We start from the raw sequence: 22,167 nt of genomic DNA on the forward strand, positions 1-22,167 counted from the left end.
GAACTTGTTTCAGGTTCTAATTTCTTGCCACCTAGATACTGAAACAAGTTCAGCATGACGTAATTAAAACTAAAAATTCAAACAGTCTTTTTTCTTCAATAATATTTATGAAACATAACTATCAAATTTCCGGGATGACCTGCATGGGATGCAGAGCCCACGTTGAAAATTCCTTAAAGAACGTGGAAGGCGTTACCAATGCTAAGGTAGATCTCGAAAAAGCTAGTGCTGAGATCGAGATGGAAAAGCATATTGAACTTGAAAAGTTCCAGGCTGCACTTGAAGATAGCAATTACGAAATTTATTTAGCAGATGAGGTTCCTCAAACTTATTCGGTAAGTGGAATGACCTGCAAAGGATGTAGCGCTCACGTGGAAGCGACATTAAATAAAGTTGAAGGAGTAAAAAGAGCAAAAGTAGATCTGGAAAAGGCTGAAGTTAAAGTTTTTTCTAAAGAGAATATTCCTTTAAAGAAACTACAGCAGGCCTTACAGGATGATGGTGGGCATTATCAAATTCACGAACCCGGAGAAGAAGTAAAACCAAAAAAGAAAAAACCTAAAGGCGAAGGCACGGGCGTTTTCTATTGCCCTATGCATTGTGAAGGCGATAAAACTTACGATAAGCCCGGTGATTGCCCTGTTTGCGGAATGGATTTGGTAGAAGAAGCCAGCCTAAAACCACAAGCTACTACCTATACCTGCCCAATGCATCCAGAAGTAGAGCAGGACGGTCCCGGTTCCTGCCCCAAATGTGGAATGGACCTGGTACCTAAAGAACCTGAAGAATCTTCAGAAAGTAAATCTTACAAAAAACTGCTTAAGAAGTTTAAAATAGCCGTGGCGTTTACGCTGCCTATTTTTATTATCGCGATGTCTGAAATGATTTCGGGCAATCCACTTTATGAAATTTTAGCTCAAAAATATTGGAACTGGATTCAGTTTGGGCTTTCCCTGCCAGTTGTTTTTTACGCTACCTGGATGTTTTTTGAACGTGCATGGCGTTCTGTAAAAACCTGGAATCTAAATATGTTTACGCTTATAGGGATTGGAGCAGGAGTGGCCTGGATCTTTAGCGTTTTTGGATTGATATTTCCAGATTTTTTCCCGCCGCAGTTTAAAACTGAAAGTGGAACGGTGCACGTTTATTTTGAAGCCGCCACGGTTATTCTAACGCTTGTTTTACTTGGGCAGGTTCTGGAAGCCCGCGCCCATAGCAAAACAAATTCTGCAATAAAAGAATTACTGAAACTAGCTCCAAATAAAGCGATTAAAGTAGTTGATGGCGAAGAAAAAGAAGTTTCTATAGAAGAAATTCATATGGGCGATATTCTAAGAGTAAAACCCGGTGATAAAATTCCTGTAGACGGAGTTATTGAAAAGGGAAACTCCAGTATAGACGAGTCTATGATTACGGGAGAACCTATTCCGGTAGATAAAGTAGAGGGAGATAAGGTGAGTTCGGGAACCATTAATGGAAACCGAAGTTTTACGATGAAAGCCGAAAAAGTGGGAGATGAAACCCTGCTTTCTCAAATCATTAAAATGGTCAATGACGCCAGCAGGTCTCAGGCGCCTATTCAAAAACTGGCCGATAGGATTTCGGCTTATTTCGTGCCTATCGTGGTTGGTATTTCAGTCCTTACGTTTGTGATCTGGGCTATTTTTGGTCCCCAGCCTCAATATGTATATGCTCTGGTAAATGCCATTGCGGTATTGATTATTGCCTGTCCGTGTGCACTTGGCCTGGCCACACCAATGTCGGTAATGGTGGGCGTAGGAAAAGGAGCCCAAAACGGAGTTTTGATCAAAAATGCCCGTGCCCTGGAGGAGATGGATGATATTGATACGTTGATTATTGATAAAACCGGAACCATCACCGAGGGTAAACCTAAAGTGGAAAAAGTTGAGGTGATTTCAGAAGAAAATGAGGAAGAAATTATAAAACTTATCGCTGCGGTAAATTCCCAGAGTGAGCATCCTCTGGCAAAAGCCACGGTTGATTTTGCAAAGGAAAAAGAGCTGAAATATAAAGAAGCTTCAGATTTTAATTCCGTTACCGGAAAAGGGGTGACCGGAATGGTAGACGATCAAAAAATAGCTATTGGGAATGAGAAGCTAATGCAGGCTGAAAATGTTGAGATTCCTTCAGAAATAAATAAGAAAGTAACCGCAGAGCAGGAAAAAGGTAAAACCGTTTCCTATATATCACGGAATGGAAAAGTAATAGGTTATTTTACAATTACAGATCCTATTAAGAAAACCAGTAGGGAAGCCTTGAAATCTCTAATGGATGATGGGGTTGAGGTTTATATGTTTACCGGTGATAATGAGAAAACCGCAAGATCTGTCGCAGAAGAACTGGGCTTAACTGGCTTCAAAGCAGGAATGCTTCCCGAAGATAAACAGAGTGAAGTGAAAAAACTTCAGCAGGAAGGAAAAAAAGTGGCAATGGCAGGTGATGGAATTAACGACGCTCCTGCTCTGGCCCAGGCTAATATTGGAATTGCTATGGGAACAGGAACCGATGTAGCTATAGAAAGTGCCGAGATCACTTTGGTGAAAGGCGATCTAAAGGCAGTTAGAAAAGCAAAGACTTTGAGTAAAAAAGTGATGCGTAATATTAAGCAGAATTTGTTCTTTGCTTTGATATACAATACTCTTGGAGTACCTGTTGCCGCTGGAGTTTTATACCCGGTTTTCGGACTTTTACTTTCACCCATGATCGCAGCTTTAGCTATGAGTTTTAGTTCGGTTTCTGTGATTGCGAATGCACTGAGATTAAGAAATACAAAATTGGATTAACTTTAAATCACTCAAAAATTTAAGGAAATGCAGGATTTTTTAAGCAAATGGGGAGAAGCAGCCTACACCAGCGCCGGCTTTTTCTGGATGGCTTTGTGGGCTTTTATCTTAGGATATATTATAAGTAGTGGAATACAAATATTTGTAACCGAAAAAAGGATGCAGCGCACTATGGGTAAAGACGAATCTAAGAGCCTTTTATTGGGAACTTTTTTCGGATTTATTAGTAGTTCCTGTAGTTTTTCAGCCCTGGCTTCTACCAAAAGTTTGTTTAAAAAAGGCGCCAGTTTTGCTTCCTCTATCGCTTTTTTACTTGCTTCAACTAATCTCGTTATAGAATTAGGAATTTTGATTGCCATCTTCTTAGGTTGGCAATTTGTTGTGGGAGAATACGTAGGAGGAATATTGCTAATTCTAATAAGTTGGTTACTCATTAGAATTATTAATCCTAAAGAAATGATCAAAAAGGCCAGAAAGCGCCTTGATGAAAACGATGATGACGATGAGGATTCAGAAAAATCCTGGAAGAAAAAAATGAAGTCGGAAACCAGCTGGGCTAAAGTATCTAAACAATATGCGATGGAGTGGAAAATGGTTTGGAAAGATGTGACTTTAGGTTTTACTATTGCCGGGGTTGTAGCTGCTTTTGTTCCAGATTCCTTTTTTCAAACTTTATTTATAAATACAGGAGGTGGAAATACAGATTTTAGCTTTTTTACAATTCTTGAACATATCATAGTAGGGCCAATTGCTGCATTTTTAACGTTTATAGGTTCTATGGGGAATATTCCGTTAGCAGCACTTCTATTTGGGAAAGGAGTGAGCTTTGCGGGGGTTATGGCCTTTATTTTTAGTGATCTGGTAGTGTTTCCGGTGTTACGGATCAACGCGAAATATTACGGCTGGAAAATGTCTTTATTTATACTTTTCCTTCTCTTTACCGCCCTTATTGGTACATCTCTACTGTTGCATTACGGTTTTAACCTGTTTAATTTACTGCCAGACCCAAATTCAGTAAAAATCACTAATACCGATCATTTTAAAATAGATTATACTTTTTGGCTGAATATGGCTTTTCTAGCAATTTCTGGAGTACTAATTTATCTTGGATTTTATAAGCGGAAAGATGTAATGCATATGAAGGAAATGGCACCTAAAAGCCAGTTGTTGGAAACTAGCTTAAAATATATAGCTTTTGTATGTTACCTGTGGCTTGCCGGAGGTTTAGTGGCGAAGTTTTTTCTGTAATAAAAAGAGAGCAGGGAAGAAGATAAATTTTATTAGGCTCAGATATAAAATTTAGATTTTCGGTTCTCCTAATACTGCTCTCATTTTAAAATTCAAACAAACTCAACTAATCAACCTAAAAAGTCCCTCTTTGATTTTTAGCATTTCCTAACTACTAAAAAATCTTTTTCATAGCAATTAAAGTGGGGCTTTTATAGTAAGACTTTAAATTTTTAAAAAGGTTTAAAATAAAATATAAAAAAACCACCGCGTAGGGACGGTGGTTCCAAAACTAACAAATCAAAAAAATGTTAGGATTATTTGATGGGGTTTAAAATTAAATCTATTCTTTCTAAAGCATCCTGAAGGTGGTATCTCGTTAAACGATCTCCACGATTAGAAGCTCTTCTAATTTGATTTTGAAGTGTTTTAAGCTCTCCTCTTACCACAGGGCGAATATCACTTTGCGCAACATCTATGTCACTTCGGGTTATCCAGCTTCTGTAGCGAGATGGAATTTCGCTTTGCTCTTCCGTCATTAAATGCTCCATACGCTCTATGTAAGCACGCTGAAGATTTCTGCGGTAACGATCAATATTTTGTCCTGAATAAACTTCACTCCAAATTCCGGTTCTCACATCGCTCATCATATCAATTAAACCATAAGCTTCATCACCGTTTACTTCTTCGTTCTCCATTAAACGAGCCATTCTACCAAAATCAAGTAGGTTGTTAAGCGTGCGTTCCTGCATATTTCTAATACGCTCTACCTGACCATCAAACTGGATCTTATTGAAAATTTCCTGGTCTATCATCCATTCCGGGGTTTCAAAAAGCTGTTCCTGTAAAAAGTTCATCGCTTCCTTCTGCTTTTCTTTTGAAACGTGAGTATAAACCGCACCTTCCTGGTCGTAAGTTTTATAATGTTCATAAATACCCCCAATATTTGCGGTTACGTGTCCCATATATCGATTAAACTGACTTAAAACCTGGCCGTACATATCGTCAAGATCCTCGTAGTTTTTGCCGTCTTCAGCAGTCCACTCGATCAATTTCGGCATAATGCGCTTAAGGTTTTTAATTCCGTATTCACTGGCTAAAACAGCATCGTCTCCAAGATCTTCGGTTTGAGAACTAGGGTCTATAACTCCACCACTTTGCTGGCTTCCGAAGCGATATAAAGGATCTCCAGCTTTCTCAAGAATCCATTCATCAAGAATTTCTTTTTCCTCTTCAGCAGATTTATCAAGAATTGGGCGATAACCCCATTTTATTGCATACTTATCGTAAGGTCCAATATCTGGCATTAGTGCAACATCACCATCTTCTGGCTGTGCGATATAATTAAAACGCGCATAATCCATAATGGATGGTGCAGTACCATATTCAGCAGTGAATTCAGGATCACGTAGATCTTCAACCGCATAAGCAACACTACTTCCCATATTATGCGGAAGACCTAAAGTATGCCCAACTTCGTGAGAAGAAACAAAACGAATTAAACGTCCCATTACTTCATCTTCAAATTCAACACTACGAGCGTCTTCGTTAATTGCCGCAGTTTGAACAAAGAACCAGTTTCTAAGCAAGGTCATTACATTGTGATACCAGTTGATATCTGATTCTAATATTTCTCCAGAACGCGGATCACTAACGTGAGGGCCATTGGCGTTTGGAATTGGGGAAGCCAGGTAACGCACTACAGAGTAGCGAACATCTTCGGGGCTCCAATCTGGGTCTTCTTCTTTTGTTGGTGGATCTTTAGCGATAATCGCATTTTTGAATCCGGCAGCTTCAAAAGCAACCTGCCAATCTTCAATTCCCTGTTTAATATAAGGAACCCATTGTTTAGGAGTGGCGCGATCTACGTAATAAACAATTTGTTCTTTCGGCTCAACTAATTCCCCGTTTTTAAACTTCTCTTTGTCTTCTTCTTTTACCTCAAGTCTCCAACGGTCAAGATATTTTACTTCTTTACTTTTTTGAGCATCAAGCCCATAATCTGTTTGTCCTCGGGCAAACCAACCTACACGCTGATCGAAATAACGACGTTTCATGGGTTCTTTAGGAAGCAGGATCATAGAATTACTAAATTCTAAAGAAATAGACCCGGTGCTCTCATTAGAAGGAGGGGCGCCTGCACTATAAGTTTTTACGTGCCTCACCTCAATATTTTCAGGATAGCTGCGAATAGTATCTATGTAAGAACGGCTATCGTCTAAACGCGAAACTTTATATTGTTTTCTTGAACCTTCTCTTAGTCCTAATGCCTTTACATCTTTTGTGTAAAGATCTGTTACCTCGATTACAGTTGTTTTGTTAACGGTATCTTTTCCTATTGTTTTGACCGGAAAACGTTGTAAAACTGGTTCAAAGTTAGAATTAACTACTGCTTCGTGAACAGGTAGGGAATCAGCCGCATATATTTCGTGAGAAACAACTCTTAAAAGAACGTGACCGTCTTTTTTCTGCCAGCGGTGTACCTGCGTGTTTTGTTTTCCACCGCCAAAACCAATTCCAGTGGCGGTTTTTGCAATTCTTGTTACGGTAAGCATTTCACGGTTAAACAGACTATCTGGGATCTCGTAAAAATATTTATCGTCTACGCGGTGAACGGTGAATAAACCTTCGTCGCTTTTAGCATCTTTAGTAATTACTTTGGTGTAAGGTTCCAGGTCACCATTCTTTTTTGAGGCTTCTTTTTTGGAGGCATCAGCCGAAGATTTATTAGGCTGAAAAACCGCACAACTGGAAACCGAAACCGATAAGGCTATTAAAAATAGCTTATTCGTAAATCGTTTGGTCATAAAGTTAAATTTTGGTTTGTGTGATTAATTTGAAGTGATAAATTTTCTTTAGCGAAAGCTAAAAAACGAAAAAAGACCACCATTTGGTGATCTTTTGACTGATTTATCTTAAAAAGGTTTAAAAAGTAAAGTTAAAAAGTCTTATTTTAACTATTGTTTATCTGATCTGTAAAAACTTTTCTGAATTTTAAACCGCTTTTATCTTCATAGTTTCGTCATCTTTAAAAACATCTATCATTTTATGTTTTCTCAGTGATTTCAGGGTTTTGTCCCACTTTTTATTACTTAAACCAGACTTGGTTTTTATCGTATCCAGTTCCTGAATTTCATCACTTTTTAATAGCTGAAATACCGCTTTTTCATCTTCGCTAAGTTCAACAGCTTTTCTTTCCGGCTTCATTTGCGGGAAGAATAAAACTTCCTGGATGGATTGATTGTTGGTTAAGAACATAATTAATCGATCCATTCCTATTCCCAGTCCAGATGTTGGAGGCATTCCATATTCCAGGGCTCTTAAGAAATCCTGGTCTATAAATTCGGTTGCTTCATCATCTCCTTTTTTAGCCAGTTTTAATTGTTCTTCAAAACGCTCACGCTGGTCTATAGGATCATTTAATTCTGAATATGCATTAGCGATTTCTTTTCCGCAAACCATCAGTTCAAAACGCTCGGTTAGTTCGGGGTTTTCACGGTGTTCTTTACAAAGCGGACTCATTTCCTTGGGATAATCGGTAATAAAGGTTGGTTGGATGTAATTTCCTTCACACTTTTCACCAAAAATCTCATCGATGAGCTTTCCTTTTCCCATAGTTTCGTCAACTTCAATTCCCATATCTTCCGCTGCTTTTCTAATTTCAGCTTCAGATTTTCCGGTAATATCAAACCCGGTAAATTCCTTGATAGAATCGGTCATTGTAACGCGTTTGTAAGGCGCTTTAAAGTCGATCTTATTTTCTCCAAAAACAGCTTCGGTAGTCTTGTTTACCTCCAGAGCACAATGTTCCAGCAACTTTTCGGTGAAATCCATCATCCAGTTGTAGTCTTTGTAGGCTACATAGATTTCCATCGCTGTAAATTCAGGATTATGGGTTCTGTCCATTCCTTCATTTCTGAAGTTTTTAGAAAATTCATAAACACCATCAAATCCGCCAACGATCAGTCTTTTCAGGTATAATTCATTAGCAATTCTTAAATAAAGCGGAATGTCTAATGCGTTATGATGAGTAACAAACGGTCTTGCAGCAGCACCACCGGGAATAGATTGTAAAATTGGAGTTTCAACTTCAAAATATTCCCTTTCATTAAAGAAGTTTCGCATTGCGTTGAACAATTTTGTACGCTTTACGAAGATCTCTTTTACTTTCGGATTTACAGCCAAATCGGCGTAACGCTGGCGATAACGATGTTCGGGATCGGTAAAGCCATCGTAGGTATTTCCTTCTTTATCGGTTTTAGGAAGCGGTAAAGGACGAATGGATTTGCTCAGTAAAGTGAAATCTTTCACCATCACAGTCATTTCCCCAACCTGGGTTTTAAAAAGTTCGCCTTCAATTCCTATAAAATCGCCAATATCCAGCAACTTTTTATATACATCATTGTACTTGCTTTTCTCTTCCCCGGTACAAATTTCATCACGGTTAAAATAAACCTGTAGCTTTCCTTTAGAATCCTGTATTTCGGCAAAAGAGGCTTTCCCCTGGATACGGCGGGACATTAACCTACCAGCCAGCACCACTTTTTTTCCATCTTCAAAATTCTCTTTTATTCCCTTGCTGGTGTCCTTTACCGGGAACAAATCTGCCGGATAAGGGTTAATACCTGCTTTTCTCAGTGCAGAAAGCTTCTCTCTTCTTACTATTTCCTGTTCAGATAATTGCATACTCGTAATTTGATGTATTAATGCTTGCTTTCGCAAAACGAGTGCAAATATAGTGACTATGTGGCTACCAACCAATGCGATATAAACCTGAATTTTGATAATATTTGGAATATAAAAATGCACTTGTTTATGTAATAAGTTTTCTCTATTTATAATCTTATCTTTGCGGTATAAATTGGTAATAGCTTTAGATAAATGAGTGTTTGGCGTGTTATTCTTTCTGTTTTATTTCCTCCGCTAGCGGTTTACGATCGTGGTTGTGGTTCTATTTTAATCGTTTTGATCCTTACTATTTTGGGATGGATCCCGGGCGTGATCGCGGCACTAATTATTCTGAATAATCCAAGAAAAGGTGTATGAACAAGAAGATAGATTTACAGAATTTAGGATATAAAGATTATAAAGAAACCTGGGATTACCAGGAAAATCTTTTTAAAGAAATTCTGGATATTAAGATTAAGAACAGAAGGCAGGATTTAAGTGAAACCACTCCCAATTACCTTTTAATGGTAGAACATCCGCACGTTTATACTTTGGGTAAAAGCGGCGATATAAAGAATTTGCTTATTTCTGAAGCCGATTTAGAGAAAAAGCAGGCAACCTATTATAAAATTAATCGCGGCGGTGATATTACCTATCACGGGCCGGGGCAATTGGTAGGATATCCAATTCTAGACCTGGATAATTTTTTTACCGATATTCATAAATATCTCCGGTTTCTTGAAGAAACTATAATTCTTACGCTTGCCGATTATGGTCTGAAAGCAGAACGAAGCAAAGGCGAAACGGGTGTTTGGCTTGATGTGGGAACACCTTTTGCCAGAAAGATTTGTGCAATGGGCGTTCGTGCCAGTCGCTGGGTAACTATGCATGGTTTTGCTTTAAATGTAAATTCTGATCTTGGCTATTTTGACCATATTATTCCCTGCGGAATAGAGGGTAAAGCGGTTACTTCCTTAAACGTAGAACTCGGGAAGAAGGAAATTCCTTTAGCTGAAGTTCAGGAGAAGGTTTTAAAACATTTTGCTGAATTGTTTGAAGCAGAATTCAATTAGAGCTTATACATCAAAACCTCTTTATCACCTCCTTTTACGACAAATTCAGGACGTTGATCTATATCTGCATTGTTTAAATTAATTTCTGAAGTTCCGTAAACCGGGAAACCGGGAAGAAGTTCTGCATTGCTATCAAATACAAATACTTTTTGTGTTTGTAGATCGGTTAAACTGATGTAGTATTTATCATTTACATAAAAGATTTCCGGTTCGGTGTAAAGTCCGTAATCCAGGCTTAATTCTTTTCCTTTTATCTTTAAAATATTTTCTGAAAGACTAACCAGTAAATTAGGTCTTGCAGTTATACTGTGATTTTCGCTAAAATCGGTCTTTTCTATATTGACTGATCCATTTTGCGTCACTTTTACAAGTTTTCCTTCAGTATTGGTTGAAACAAAATTATTTTCAAACTCGTACCATTCATTTTTAGAAAAATCTATACTTTCTTTTACCTTTATCCGATGCTCTCCCTGCCGACTTAGAATATTTAGCTTGCCAGATTTTTCAGGAAAAATTATATAATCTTTATTCTGGATTCTCAAATGTTTTGGAGCTTGTAGAATTTCGGAATTGGTTTTCCTGAAATCAAATCCTTTTACACTTTTTCCGTTTTTATCATACATAAAAACTTCGTCGTTTTGAGTGATCAAAAAGCGGTATTTCCGGTTGTTGTCGTAATCAAATAACGATAGAGGCTGTGTGATTTCATCTTTAAATTTAAGAGGAAAGGGTTTTACGGTATTCCCATTTCTATCTAAAACTTCTATGGAGTAAGGTGTGGCAAAAGCAAGCTGAAATTTCCCGTTTTTAAAAAGATCTACCTGTTGAATTTTTCCTAAGATTTGACCTTTAAGCTTTTTCTTCCAGAAAATCGTCCCTTTATTAGAGATAAGGTAAAGGGTGTTATTTATATCCTGAACCGCGATATCCATTTGGTTATTCAGGTGATTTTTCACCAAAACCGGTTCTGTAAGTAATTCGGCTTCCAGGCTTACCGAAAGCATTTCTTCGGTTTTATTATTTGAAGTGTTTTGCTCGTTCTGCGATTCAAAACTACCGTGGATATGGGCAAAATCGTCTTCCTCTACCAATTGCAGGATTGCCAGTTTATGTTTGCCTAAATTTAGATTCTTCATTTCAGCACTAAATTCTTTAGAAACGGCCTCGGCCAATTTATTTTTTAATTGTGCTGTTTTTCCGGCAATAAGTATAGAAGATTCTTGCGCCAGGTTTTTCTCGCTGTCTTTATAGTAAGCTTCATTTGCCAGGGTGTTTTTATTTACATAATCGGCAATTAAATCGCGAAGTTGCGGTATGTTGTCGGCAAATACGAGATATTGATCAACTGCAGCAGCGAAATCAGTAGCCTTTGGACTAAAGAAAGGATTAAAAAGCTTATTAAAAATATCAGTTTGCGATACCTTATATATAGGATAGTCACGATAGTTTTCTTCTAAATTGGCAAAACCGGCAATTAAGTCGGTAGCTTCTGTAGTTATCAGTGTTTTTATTGCGAATAAGGAATTTTCTTCAGCTAGAATAATTCCGGCCTCTTGTGTGTTTAATATGATTCTATCTTCAGGTCTTTCAATGGAATCTTGTCTGAATTCTTTTAAATTTTGAAGAAAGGTTTCCGGATCTTGAAAGCCCAAAGCAAAAAATCCATCTGAATTTTCCGGAACAATTTTGGCGAACTCTATATCGACTGTCCCGGTATTTGCAAGAATTTTATGATGATTTTTTTTATTATCCTGGATGGTGAGACCATTAAAGGTAACTCCGTTTTTTGTGAAATCCAAGTCTACCGCGCTCCAACCCGCGTAATTTTTTACATTTTCCAAATCTAAATTAGGAAATACACTTTGCTGAAAATTCTCAAGTTTGTTGTGATTTAAAATCAGTGAAGTTTTATTGGGCGCAATCGCTTTGTAAGCTTTCTCAAAACTTTCGTTTTTAAGAAGATTCTCTTTTTTCAAGATTTGCCGCAACTGAGTTTCGGAACTTGAGATGATAAATGGCGTATTTTCTTCCGAAACGAAAAACTCATTTCCCTCTAAGTTTAGCTTCTGATAATTTAAACCTTCCGCATTTATATTTTGAACAGATTTATTTTGAATGGAATCCAATTGAAAATTAGGTTGCTGTTTACTTATAATAGTATAAATGAATTTTGCATTTTTCGGAACAGAAATACTAACGATGCTTTCGGTAAGGCTGTCGGTATATTTAAGAAAGCTCAGGTCTTTTTGAATATTCCTTTTTGCACTAAGAGAATTTTCCTTTAAAAAGGAAAGTGAATTAAAATCCTGTTGAAATTGCTTTAGGTTTGAAGTTTGGATAATTATCGCCGCATCGTTGGGAATAAAACCGCTAAGATTTTCGACCTTCTCCTGGTTCCGGCAGGAAAGTATTAAAAAGATACTCAAAATTGCGAAGAGACTTTTCTTCATAGACTTTCAGGATTTTTAACAAATATAAAAGTTATAGGCTAAGTTTAAGTTGTTCCGGTAGGAGTTTGAAACTTTTTCTATGATAAGGAGTGCTCCCATATTCCCTTATGGCCTGGCGATGTTCTTTAGTAGGATACCCTTTATTCTGTTGCCAGTTATACACTGGAAATTCCTGGTGTATCTTTTTCATAAATTCATCACGGGCTGTTTTAGCCAAAATTGAAGCAGCGGCAATGCTTAGGAATTTTCCATCTCCTTTTATTATACAATTATGAGCAATATTACGGAAGGGTTTAAATTTATTACCATCTACAATTATATGTTCGGGTTCGCAGTGCAATTGTTCTATGGCGCGATGCATAGCCAGAATAGAAGCGTTTAAAATATTTATCTCGTCGATCTCTTCCATATATACATGTGCAATGCCATAAGAAAGAGCTTCCTCCATTATGATCTCTTTAAGACTATTACGGTCGTTTTCTCTGGTTAGTTTTGAGTCATTTAACAGTTCGTTTTTAAATTTTTTTGGAAGAATAACTGCAGCAGCAGTTACGGGCCCGGCAAGACAACCGCGGCCGGCTTCATCGGTTCCGGCAACGTGGCATGGTAGGTTGTACATTTTTAGCATATTGCAAAAGTTGCAAGAATCCCGGTTTTAAACAAAACTATTATCTCTTTTTACTCGTATATATAAGTGAGAGGTTGTTAAAATAATAGGCGTGCATAGCAAATTGTAGCTGTATTTGCTTTTTTGCCGGAAAAAATGTTTTGAAGAAGGCAGTTAGTCTGGGTATCAGTTTTGTATATTTTTAATGGATTCGCAAAAAAATAAGGTCTGAAAGGCCTATTGTTTTGCATCTTTTAAAGATGTTTTAATATGAGGAATGATAATTCAATTGAAAAATCATTTGGTTTATTAAGATTTTATTATGATTTTTGGCAAAGGCTAATTCAAATTTAAATAATAATGAAAAACAAATTACATGGAATTCTTACGCTACTACTAGCGTTTGTAGTGCAATTTACATTTGCACAGGAAAAAGTGGTGACTGGTACGGTCATCGATGAAGATGGTTTGCCCTTACCCGGGGTGAACGTGATTGAAAAGGGTACTAACAATGGTACCCAGACTGATTTTGATGGAGACTATTCTCTTTCTGTAGAAGAAGGAAATGTCCTTGTCTTTAGTTATGTAGGGTTCACTACTTATGAAGTAACTGTTGGCGCGTCAGATTCTTATAATGTTACTTTAGGAACAGATGCTGCCGCTCTAGATGAAGTAGTAGTGGTAGGTTATGGTACTGCAACAAAACAGTCTTTTGCTGGTACTGCAACCACAGTTGATGCTGAGATCTTAGAAGCGAAATCTTTTTCTAACGTTTCTCAAGCTCTTGCCGGTGAGGTTGCCGGGGTAAATGTTATTAATTCCTCTGGGCAGCCAGGAACTACTTCTACTATACGTATTCGTGGTTTTGGATCTGTAAATGGAAACAGAGCTCCTCTTTATGTTGTAGATGGTGTGCCTTTTACAGGGAGTATAAACTCTATTAACCCTGCAGATATTAAAACTACTACCGTATTAAAGGATGCAACTGCAACATCTATTTATGGTTCTAGGGGTGCCAATGGGGTAATCCTTATTACCACTAAAAAAGGTGGAATAGGTGAAGATTACATTGAAATTGATGTTAAAACAGGTGTTAACGATCAAAAGATTGCTAGATATGATGTTTTAACTTCTCCAGAAGAGTATATTGGTTATGTGTGGGAAGGAGCTTATAACAGAGCGGTGATTAATGATAATGCCAACCCTGTTGCTTTTGCTAACAATAACTTATTTTCAGATAACTATATTCCAGAAGGATATAATATGTGGAATGTAGAAGGTGGAGCAGAATTGATAAATCCTGATACTCGTATGGTGCGTGATGGTGTTACCCGTAGGTACACTCCAGAACGTTATGCTGATATTGCATTTGATGCAGCCATTAGAACTGAAGCAAACGTTAGATTTGGTGGTGGTGATGAAAAAACCTCTTATTTCGCTTCTTTTGGTTACTTGAATGATGATGGTTATGCTATTAATACAGGCTATGATAGATATACAACTCGTTTAAACGTACAGTCTGATGTTAAGGAGTGGCTTACAGTTGGAGCGAACATAGGTTATGCTTATTCTGAAAGCTTAAATAATGGACAAACTGTTGGTTCTGAAAACTTATTTGAGTTTGCTGATAAGATGGCTCCTATTTTCCCTGTTTTCTTAAGAGATGAAAACTTTGAGTTAGTACCAGATCCAATTTTTGGAGGTAATCAATACGATTATGGTTCTGATTCAGGTTTCCGTGCACGTCCAAATGCAAATAACCTAAACCCAATTGGTTCTGCACTTTATGACTTTAATGGTACTGATAGACACGAATTAAACGGTAACTTCTCTTTTGATATTCATATTACTGAGAATATAACTTTTGAGTCAAGATTCGGTGCTCAGTATTTTATGGATCGTCAAAAAGACTTTAGAAATCCTTTCTACGGTGGTGGTCGTTCTAATGGAGGTGACTTATTTACCGTTGATACAGAAAGTTTAACCACAAACTTCCTGCAGTTGGTACGTTATGATAATGAATGGGGAGATCACTCTCTTGACGGTCTTATAGCTCACGAAAGCAATGAGTTTGAGATTTCTCAAGCAACACAATATAAAGGAACTTCTGTAAGTCCTGATATTTACGAGTTGAATAACTTTGTTGAAAACTTAGCTCCACCAACAGGATTTATCGAAGGAAGATCTCTTGAATCTTATTTCGGGCAGGTTAACTATAATTATTTAGATAGATATTACTTAACAGGTTCTGTTCGTCGTGATGGGTCTTCAAGATTCGTTAATGAGAAATGGGGTACTTTTGGAGCAGTTGGTGCTGCATGGGTAGTTTCAGGTGAAGATTATTTTGCTAACAACGATTTTATCTCTTTCCTTAAACTAAAAGCGTCTTACGGTCTTCAGGGTGATGAGGCCGGTGTAGGATACTACTCTGGATACGATACTTTTAACCTTGGTCTTTTGGCTGGAGGTATTTCTGTATCTCAAAGAGATAATGGTAATCCAGATTTAACCTGGGAAACTTCAAAAATGTTCCAAACAGGTATTGAATTTGGTTTAGGAAACTGGTTAGATGCACAAATAGATTATTACGTTAAGACTACTGAAGATCAAATTTTTAACCGTAGAGTAGGGCCTTCTCAAGGTATTGCTATTATTACTGTGAATGATGGAGATTTAGTAAACAAAGGTCTTGAATTCAATTTAACTGCTCACTTGGTTAAGACTGCAGACTTCTACTTAGACTATAATATTAATGGAGAAGTTCTTACCAATGAGATTACTGGAATGCCGCTTGAACCTTCAACTGGTGAGCCAAGAATCTTAGATACTTCACCAGCTTATTTTGCCTGGTCTGAGGGAAGTTCTATTTACGATTTTTATTTAAGAGAATATGCCGGTGTAGATCCTGCTAACGGAGCGCCACTTTGGTACGAGTACTTTAATGATGCTAACTCTAACGGAATTCTTGATGCCGGTGAAGAGTCTATTCAGTCTATGACTCCATATTTAGCTGAGAATCCAGATGCTAATGTTGAAAGACAAATTACTGATACTTATGCTAACGCAACAGATAAATATGTAGGGAAATCTGCAATTCCAGATGTTCGTGGAGCTATGCGTTTAAGCGCAGGTTACAAAGGTTTTGATTTTTCAGCACAGTTAATCTATAGCCTTGGAGGTTATGCTTATGATGCTCAATACGGAGAATTAATGTCTGACCGTTTTGGAGCTGCCGGTAACAACTTCCACTCTGATATTGCTGACAGATGGCAAAGACCTGGTGACATCACAGATGTACCTCGTTTAGCTGATGGTCTTGACCAAAATTCAACTTCATCGTCTACAAGATTTATTACAAGTACCGATTATATCGGATTGAACAATGCAAGAATAGGTTATACTATTTCAGAAGATCTATTAGGTAGCACTGGTATTAACTATATCAATCTATTTGTATCTGGTGATAACCTTTTTGTAAAGAGCGCAAGAGATGGTTTCCTTCCTAACACTAGTGAGTCTGGAAACTCAGGACGTCGTTTGTATGCACCACTTACTACAATTACTGGTGGTATAAGAGTTAAATTTTAAAAAAAAAGAATTATGAAAAATATATTAAAAATCACAGGAGTCGCGGCCAGCTTGCTTTTAAGTGTAGGCTGTAGCGAAGACTTCTTAGAAAAAGAGCCATCGGAGTTTCTTACTGCGGGGCAAATTGCTGAAGCAGCAGAGGTGAATCCAGACGTTGTAGCTGGTACTATGACAGGTATTTATGCCTTAACTATTGAAACCGGAACAGGTGGAACCGGAGGTCATGATGATTTTGGTCAGAAAGGTTATGATATCTACGGAGATATGCTTTCCGGCGATTTAGCACTTTCTGTGAGCACCTACGGTTGGTATCGTGCATCAATAACGGAATTTCAAGCACCACAGGATTTTACTAACTCGGATAATTACCAGGTTTGGAGATATTATTACAGGATTGTTCGTTCAGCGAATACGGTAATTGATGCCCTTGGTGGAAATGATGCTGTGCCGGAACTTGATGAGAATAAATATATTATGGGTCAGGCAAAGGCAATTAGAGCGCATTCATATTTCTACTTAACGCAGTACTTCCAGAAATCTTACGATCCTTCTGAAGAGATACTACCTATTTATGATGATCTTGAAGATCAGAATGGACCAAAAGTTCCTGCTTCTGAAATTTACGGATTGATTGATAGTGATTTGAATGATGCGATTTCATTACTGGACGGTTTTGAAAGAAGCGGTAAAAACCAGATTAACAAAGAGGTTGCCCAGGGAATTAAAGCCTATGTAGAAGGCGTAAAAGGAAACTGGCAAGAAGTTTTTGATCTTACAGAATCGACGATTAATAACGGAGGTTTCTCTCTTATGAGTGCCGATGAAGTTCTTGGAGGATTTGGTGATCTAGGCACTCCTGGTTGGATGTGGGGTATAGACCTTACAATAGATACCAATCTTGGTCTTGTTTCCTGGTGGGGACAAATGGATTACTATACCTATAGCTACGCCTGGGCAGGTGATGCTAAAGCAATAGATTCAGATCTTTATGCATCAATTCCTGAAGGAGATGTGCGTAAATCTCAATTTGCTGCTCCAGCAGGCGCATATACAGACCTTATGCCAATAAACAAGTTCTATGATCAAGAACGTGTAATTGGTGGTCAGGCTCCTGTAACCACAGATTACGTTTATATGAGAGTTGCTGAAATGTACCTATTGCACGCTGAAGCAGCTGCGAATTTGGGTAATGAGGCTGTAGCCATTTCTACTCTTAAAACCCTTCTTGACCAGAGATTAGATGATACTTCTTATGTAGATGGTCTTTCTGGACAAGCGCTTTTAGATGAAATTTATCTTCAAACTAGAATTGAACTTTGGGGTGAAGGGAAATCTTATCTTGCACTTAAGAGAAATGAAGAGACTGTTGTTAGAGGAGCTAATCACTTATCTTTTGTAGGAGAACCAATTCCTTATAATGATGAGCGTTTAACTTTTGAAATTCCAGAAGCTGAAATTCAAAATAACCCTGCTATTAATTCACAAAACGACTAGTCTTAATTCTTAAAAACATAAATACTATTATGAAAAAATATTTATTGTTATTTGTTGCGGCTATCTCCTTAACCTTTGTTGGTTGTAATTATGAGGATGATATTGATCCGCCAAACTACGTTTCTTTTGAAGATGATTCTATGGACCTTGTTGTAGACGAGGGTAGTAGTGCTTCTTTAGAAATAACAGTGTATGCAGCTAATGAGACTGGATCAGATAGAATGGTTCCGCTTAACGTAGCTGGAAGTTCTTCCTTAGATCCTGCGGCTTATACCGTTCCTGCAAATGTTACTATTCCTGCGAATGGTAATGAGGCTACTTTTACTGTAGAGGTTAGTGATACTAATATAAGTAACGCAGGTGAGAGCTTAGTGCTTAGTTTAGGAGGAGATGCTGAGTTACATACTGGGAATAACATTTCAATTGACGTTACCAGAAATTGTCCTTCTAATTTAGAAGGTACTTACACAGTATTATCTAGTGGCTCTTCAACTGATGCTGCTCCTGTTAATAACCCTATTGAAGACTTCGCTTACGAAGTTGAAGTGGTTAAAACAGGTGATAAAACCTACACGATCTCTGATGGATTTGCAGGTTTATATATCGAATGGTATTGTGAAGCTTATGGTACTTGTGCAGAGTTTGAAGGAAACTTCAGAGATGTATGTGGTAACTTAAGCGGAGCTTGGGTTGGTCCTTTTGGTTCCGATGTTGCTCTGACTGGTACAGATAACGGAGACGGTACTTTGACTATAACCTGGGAAAATGGTTTTGGTGATACTGCAACCTCTACTTATACAAAGGTTGAGTAATCTCTAAAAAGATTAAAGAATCTTATTCTATTGAAAAGCCTCCGGTAATCCCGGGGGCTTTCTTTTTTATTGAATAATTATTTAAAAATTTCAAACTCACTTTTTGGTATTTTCAGCGCGCTACTTTTAAAATCCAGCTTCAAACTTCTGGTCATTTTAAATCTCACTTAATGAGTAAATGTTTTTCAAATAATATAACTTTGTTGCAAATCTTACTTAATGAAGAAGATATTATTCGTTTTGCTATTAATTCCTTTAATAGGTATTTCGCAAACTAAACTTTCTGGTTCCCCGGGAGGTCAGAATGCTGAAGATACAAGTGAGGAAGAAGACACCATTAAACCTCCAATTTCAGCTTATAAAATTATATCTGTAGCTAACGACACTACTTTTGTTGATACTACGCTTACCATAGAGAAAGATTATAAATTTAATTATCGCCGTAAGGATAATTTTGAATTACTGCCTTTTTCCAATACAGGGCAAACCTACAACCGTCTTGGGATGGATTTTGATGCACAAAAACTATATCCTGAATTTGGGGCACAGGCAAGACATTATAATTTTCTTGATGTAGAAGACATTAAATATTATCACGTGCCCACCCCGTTCACAGAAGCCTATTTTAAAACGGTACCAGAACAGGGCCAGCAGTTGGATGTTTTGTTTACAATGAATACTTCTGAAAGATTGAATTTTTCTGTAGCTTATAAAGGGGTTCGCGCTCTGGGGAGGTATCAGAATATGCTTACCAGTACCGGGATTTTTAGATTCGGACTTACTTATAAAACTTTAGATAGAAAATATCATTTAAGAACACATTTTGTTTCGCATGATCTGCTGAATCAGGAAAACGGTGGTTTCTCAGAATTAGCCCGTCAGCAATATATAGATAAGGAAGAGGAATTTGAAGATCGCTCCTTATTAGAAATGAAATTTGAAAATGCTGAAAGTACTCTATATGGAAAACGCTTTTATCTTGATCATTATTACCAGGTAGCCACCCCAGATTCTTTATCCTCTAATGCACTAAAAGTTGGGCATATCTTCAACCACGATTATAAAAAGTTCGATTTTATTCAAACCAATGCAGAAAACGACATTTTTGGTCCTTCCTTTCAACGGTCAAATTTAAGAGATCGCGTGCGCTTAACTGAATTTTATAATGAAGGCTATGTAGAATGGTCTAATAAAACTTTGGGAGAAGTAAAAGCCAAAGCTGCAGTTAAAAATTTTGAATATGGGTATAAGACCTTTTATATTCGGGAAAACGATACTATTAATAATAAACTTACCGGTGTAAATTATTCAGTTGGCGGAGAGTATAGAAAGAGCATAGGTGGGTTTGATGTGCAGGCAGATGCCATGCTTAATCTGGCTGGTGATTTTACTGGCAGCTATTTCGCTGCGCAAGCAGGATATAGCCTGGATGAGGAGAACAGGTTGCAGTTTGGTTTTAACCAAAACAGCCATATGCCCAATTATAATTTCCTGCTTTATCAAAGCAATTATATCAATTACAATTGGCAGAACGATTTTGATAACGTGAATACGCAAAGTATTTATGGGGAATTGCGGTCTAAAAAATTACTTAATATAGAAGCTAGGTTAACGCAAATTCAGAATTACACTTATTTTACCGAAGATGAAGATACTTTGGTGAAACCTTTTCAGGCTGGAGACCAGGTTCGGTACTTAAAATTAAAAGCCAGTAAAGAGTTTGATTTTGGTGTTTTCGCAATAGATAATACATTAATGTATCAAAATGTCCTGGACGGCGCTTCGGTATTAAACCTGCCCGAATTTGTAACCCGTAATACCATATATTATAAGGATGAATGGTTTGATAAGGCGCTTTACCTTCAAACCGGGTTTACATTTAAATATTTCACTAAATATAATATGAATGCCTACGACCCGGTCTTAGCCGAATTTTATGTGCAGAATTCAGCTGAATTAGGGAATTATCCTGTAGTGGATTTCTTTTTTAATGGGAAAGTAGATCAAACCCGAATCTTTTTTAAGCTGGAACATTTAAATTCTCTAATAGATAAGAATAATAACTTCGTTGCTCCAGACCATCCTTATACCGACTTTTTAGTTCGTTTTGGTGTGGTTTGGAACTTTTTTCTCTAATTTTTATTGCTGAAGTTATTCTCTTTCTCACCTTTTTTAACCTTTTATATGCTGAATTATTTCGTGTATGCCTCCAATTTGACTGAAATTAAGATGAGATTTGATGATTTTATAAGAAATCCTGAAAAATAATTAAATTTTAAATTATAGTTGTGCATCTAAAAAACAGCAGTATATTTGCACCCGCTTTGAGACACAACAAGGGTTGGGGAGTAGAGTGGGAAGTTCATTACATATTGGGATACGGTGTTTTTTTGAAGAAATAAAGCTTAAAAAAATAAAAGTAAAAAAACTTATTTTTTTACTTGCCAGAATCAAAAGAGGGTGTATATTTGCAGCCGCAAAAACAGCGAAGGTTTTTAGTTAAAACGGTAGTTGTTTTGAAGTTCTTTTGAGAATGGAAAGCTTTAAAAAAAATGTCAAAAATTTTTCTAAAAAAGATTTGGCGGATAAAGAAAAAGCATTGTATATTTGCAGCCGCTTACAGCGCAAACAAGTTCCCAAAAATACTGAAAAGAAATCCCGGGTGGGTGATAGAGTAGAGAGGTTCGAGTCCTTTAATTTCGGCAAGAATATCCTGAGTAAGATCGGGGAAGTTCATTGATTTATTGAATTGACAGCGCGTACATTTTTCGAGAGAGAAATGATACAAATAATTTAGAATTAAGACTAGATAAGTCATCTTTGAGTACAGACAATTGATTGTTGTAATTATATTTAAGAAACAACGATGAAGAGTTTGATCCTGGCTCAGGATGAACGCTAGCGGCAGGCCTAACACATGCAAGTCGAGGGGTAACATAGGAAAGCTTGCTTTTCTGATGACGACCGGCGCACGGGTGCGTAACGCGTATACAACCTACCTTTTAGCGGGGAATAGCCCAGGGAAACTTGGATTAATGCCCCATAGTACATGGACTTCTCCTGAAGTTCATATTAAACATTTATGGCTATTAGATGGGTATGCGTCCTATTAGTTAGTTGGTATGGTAACGGCTTACCAAGGCAGCGATAGGTAGGGGTCCTGAGAGGGAGATCCCCCACACTGGTACTGAGACACGGACCAGACTCCTACGGGAGGCAGCAGTGAGGAATATTGGACAATGGGCGAGAGCCTGATCCAGCCATGCCGCGTGCAGGAAGACTGCCCTATGGGTTGTAAACTGCTTTTACAGAGGAAGAATCGCCACTACGTGTAGTGGTTTGACGGTACTCTGCGAATAAGGATCGGCTAACTCCGTGCCAGCAGCCGCGGTAATACGGAGGATCCAAGCGTTATCCGGAATCATTGGGTTTAAAGGGTCCGTA

13 protein-coding genes and 1 rRNA gene are annotated in these 22,167 nt (G+C 37.6%); 10 read left to right on the top strand and 4 right to left on the bottom strand.

The genetic code is table 11. The features are described 5' to 3' along the window. Window positions 1-107 precede the first annotated feature (107 nt). Complete coding sequence (locus B5440_RS11740; RefSeq protein ID WP_070054002.1) at window positions 108-2,804, top strand: heavy metal translocating P-type ATPase; 2,697 nt, start codon at window positions 108-110, stop codon at window positions 2,802-2,804. Window positions 2,805-2,831: 27 nt separating this feature from the next. Further along, entirely contained in the window at window positions 2,832-4,052 is a 1,221-nt protein-coding gene (locus B5440_RS11745) for a permease (protein ID WP_070054003.1), read from the top strand. A gap of 296 nt (window positions 4,053-4,348) precedes the next feature. Here the strand turns inward: B5440_RS11745 and B5440_RS11750 are convergent, their stop codons facing one another. Both B5440_RS11750 and lysS read right to left on the bottom strand, forming a co-directional pair. After that, window positions 4,349-6,838 (bottom strand): zinc-dependent metalloprotease, encoded by a 2,490-nt coding sequence (locus B5440_RS11750; RefSeq protein ID WP_070054004.1) that lies wholly within the window; start codon window positions 6,836-6,838, stop codon window positions 4,349-4,351. Between the two features lie 187 nt (window positions 6,839-7,025). After that, window positions 7,026-8,717, bottom strand: a complete 1,692-nt coding sequence (gene lysS, locus B5440_RS11755) for a lysine--tRNA ligase (protein ID WP_070054005.1) — start codon at window positions 8,715-8,717, stop codon at window positions 7,026-7,028. Window positions 8,718-8,912: 195 nt separating this feature from the next. On the opposite strand from lysS, the gene B5440_RS11760 reads away from it, so the two are divergent. Both B5440_RS11760 and lipB read left to right on the top strand, forming a co-directional pair. Beyond that, window positions 8,913-9,077, top strand: coding sequence for a YqaE/Pmp3 family membrane protein (locus B5440_RS11760; RefSeq protein ID WP_075327910.1), 165 nt, complete (start codon window positions 8,913-8,915; stop codon window positions 9,075-9,077). Further along, window positions 9,074-9,772: a lipoyl(octanoyl) transferase LipB gene (gene lipB, locus B5440_RS11765; protein WP_070054006.1), complete on the top strand. Its 699-nt coding sequence runs from the start codon at window positions 9,074-9,076 to the stop codon at window positions 9,770-9,772. Before B5440_RS11760 ends, lipB begins: the two co-directional genes overlap by 4 nt. Here the strand turns inward: lipB and B5440_RS11770 are convergent. Further along, window positions 9,769-12,222, bottom strand: a complete 2,454-nt coding sequence (locus tag B5440_RS11770) for a hypothetical protein (RefSeq protein WP_070054007.1) — start codon at window positions 12,220-12,222, stop codon at window positions 9,769-9,771. The genes lipB and B5440_RS11770 overlap by 4 nt on opposite strands. A 31-nt stretch (window positions 12,223-12,253) precedes the next feature. Then, the gene (locus B5440_RS11775; protein WP_070054008.1) at window positions 12,254-12,850 is read right to left on the bottom strand and encodes a ribonuclease HII; all 597 of its coding nucleotides are present in this window, start codon (window positions 12,848-12,850) and stop codon (window positions 12,254-12,256) included. Window positions 12,851-13,189: 339 nt separating this feature from the next. On the opposite strand from B5440_RS11775, the gene B5440_RS11780 reads away from it, so the two are divergent. The 6 genes from B5440_RS11780 to B5440_RS11805 all read left to right on the top strand — a co-directional run. Continuing rightward, on the top strand, window positions 13,190-16,417 hold the full coding sequence (locus B5440_RS11780) for a SusC/RagA family TonB-linked outer membrane protein (RefSeq protein WP_070054009.1): 3,228 nt from the start codon (window positions 13,190-13,192) through the stop codon (window positions 16,415-16,417). A 12-nt stretch (window positions 16,418-16,429) separates the two neighbouring features. Continuing rightward, window positions 16,430-17,911 carry a RagB/SusD family nutrient uptake outer membrane protein gene (locus tag B5440_RS11785; protein ID WP_070054010.1) on the top strand — a complete coding sequence of 494 codons (1,482 nt, stop codon included), beginning with the start codon at window positions 16,430-16,432 and terminating at the stop codon, window positions 17,909-17,911. A gap of 44 nt (window positions 17,912-17,955) precedes the next feature. Beyond that, the gene (locus B5440_RS11790; RefSeq protein ID WP_141728122.1) at window positions 17,956-18,723 is read left to right on the top strand and encodes a hypothetical protein; all 768 of its coding nucleotides are present in this window, start codon (window positions 17,956-17,958) and stop codon (window positions 18,721-18,723) included. A gap of 219 nt (window positions 18,724-18,942) precedes the next feature. Then, window positions 18,943-20,859, top strand: coding sequence for a putative porin (locus tag B5440_RS11795; RefSeq protein WP_070054012.1), 1,917 nt, complete (start codon window positions 18,943-18,945; stop codon window positions 20,857-20,859). Window positions 20,860-21,256: 397 nt separating this feature from the next. Continuing rightward, the gene (locus B5440_RS11800; protein WP_079711135.1) at window positions 21,257-21,463 is read left to right on the top strand and encodes a hypothetical protein; all 207 of its coding nucleotides are present in this window, start codon (window positions 21,257-21,259) and stop codon (window positions 21,461-21,463) included. Window positions 21,464-21,586: 123 nt separating this feature from the next. After that, a 16S ribosomal RNA gene (locus B5440_RS11805) occupies window positions 21,587-22,167 on the top strand; the annotation flags it as partial.

The sequence above is a fragment of the Salegentibacter salarius genome (assembly GCF_900168265.1).
Taxonomy (GTDB): domain Bacteria; phylum Bacteroidota; class Bacteroidia; order Flavobacteriales; family Flavobacteriaceae; genus Salegentibacter; species Salegentibacter salarius.

Excerpts from the sequence above, each read along its gene's own strand:
- lipB (WP_070054006.1), top strand. The coding sequence starts at position 9,074 with ATGAACAAGAAGATAGATTTACAGAATTTAGGATATAAAGATTATAAA.
- B5440_RS11780 (WP_070054009.1), top strand. The coding sequence starts at position 13,190 with ATGAAAAACAAATTACATGGAATTCTTACGCTACTACTAGCGTTTGTA.
- B5440_RS11785 (WP_070054010.1), top strand. The coding sequence starts at position 16,430 with ATGAAAAATATATTAAAAATCACAGGAGTCGCGGCCAGCTTGCTTTTA.
- B5440_RS11795 (WP_070054012.1), top strand. The coding sequence starts at position 18,943 with ATGAAGAAGATATTATTCGTTTTGCTATTAATTCCTTTAATAGGTATT.
- B5440_RS11775 (WP_070054008.1), bottom strand. The coding sequence starts at position 12,850 with ATGCTAAAAATGTACAACCTACCATGCCACGTTGCCGGAACCGATGAA.
- B5440_RS11760 (WP_075327910.1), top strand. The coding sequence starts at position 8,913 with ATGAGTGTTTGGCGTGTTATTCTTTCTGTTTTATTTCCTCCGCTAGCG.
- B5440_RS11800 (WP_079711135.1), top strand. The coding sequence starts at position 21,257 with ATGGAAAGCTTTAAAAAAAATGTCAAAAATTTTTCTAAAAAAGATTTG.
- B5440_RS11740 (WP_070054002.1), top strand. The coding sequence starts at position 108 with ATGAAACATAACTATCAAATTTCCGGGATGACCTGCATGGGATGCAGA.
- B5440_RS11745 (WP_070054003.1), top strand. The coding sequence starts at position 2,832 with ATGCAGGATTTTTTAAGCAAATGGGGAGAAGCAGCCTACACCAGCGCC.
- lysS (WP_070054005.1), bottom strand. The coding sequence starts at position 8,717 with ATGCAATTATCTGAACAGGAAATAGTAAGAAGAGAGAAGCTTTCTGCA.
- B5440_RS11750 (WP_070054004.1), bottom strand. The coding sequence starts at position 6,838 with ATGACCAAACGATTTACGAATAAGCTATTTTTAATAGCCTTATCGGTT.
- B5440_RS11770 (WP_070054007.1), bottom strand. The coding sequence starts at position 12,222 with ATGAAGAAAAGTCTCTTCGCAATTTTGAGTATCTTTTTAATACTTTCC.